This window comes from Ruegeria sp. CE12 (assembly GCF_056537525.1).
On record NZ_JBQFRS010000068.1, the window covers coordinates 1 to 824 of the forward strand.

1 protein-coding gene and 1 pseudogene are annotated in these 824 nt (G+C 52.7%); one reads left to right on the top strand and one right to left on the bottom strand.

Features of this window, described 5'->3' with window-relative positions; all coding sequences use genetic code 11:
* Window positions 1-42: 42 nt before the first annotated feature.
* The gene (groES, locus tag ACR0IO_RS23175) at window positions 43-330 is read right to left on the bottom strand and encodes a co-chaperone GroES (protein WP_317656274.1); all 288 of its coding nucleotides are present in this window, start codon (window positions 328-330) and stop codon (window positions 43-45) included.
* Window positions 331-602: 272 nt separating this feature from the next.
* Between groES and ACR0IO_RS23180 the strand changes: the two are divergent.
* A pseudogene (locus tag ACR0IO_RS23180) lies at window positions 603-824 on the top strand (manganese-dependent inorganic pyrophosphatase); the annotation flags it as partial.

Consider the following 824-nt stretch of genomic DNA (forward strand, 5'->3'; position numbering starts at 1 on the left):
TCCTTGGATGAAATCAGGTTAAAAATTCGATCAGGAACGGTCTCAGGCGATGATGCCGAGAATGTCCGATTCCTTCATGATCAGCAGTTCTTCGCCATCAACCGTGACTTCGGTGCCGGACCATTTGCCGAACAAGACGCGGTCGCCAGCTTTGACGCTCATTGCGATCAGCTCGCCCGAGTCCTTGCGTGCGCCTTCGCCAACGGAGACGATTTCGCCCTCTGCGGGTTTCTCTTTTGCGCTATCGGGGATGATCAGACCGCCTTTGGTCTTTTCGTCGCTCTCTACGCGGCGAACCAGCACGCGGTCATGCAGTGGTTTCAATGCCATCTGTCGAACACTCCTTAAGGTTCGTATGTTTCACTGTATTAGCACTCAGTCCATACGAGTGCTAACGACAAGCAGATAGGCAGGGGATGCGGAGGTGTCAACGGGCCGCAGGCGGAAAATTTGGAAAAAAATTCCCGCGCAGACGAACCCTGCCGAAATTATGGAAATTAAAGCCAAAGCCGCGACAAATTCCCGCCTTTGCCCCCCGTGACATGGCCAAAGCCCTGCCCTATAAGGCGCGCGAGTTTTCACAAAAATAGATGGATAATGACATGAGCACCTTGGTCTTTGGCCACAAATCGCCAGACACAGATTCCACTGGCTCCCCGATTTTGTGGGCATGGTATCTTAATGAGGTGAAGGGCGTAGAGGCAGAAGCCGTTCTTTTGGGTGAGCCAAACACCGAAGCCGCCTTTGTTTTGCAGAAATGGGATTTGCCAAAACCGCGTCTTATTGACGATGTTGCAGAAGGTCAGGCGTGCGTTGTGGTCGAC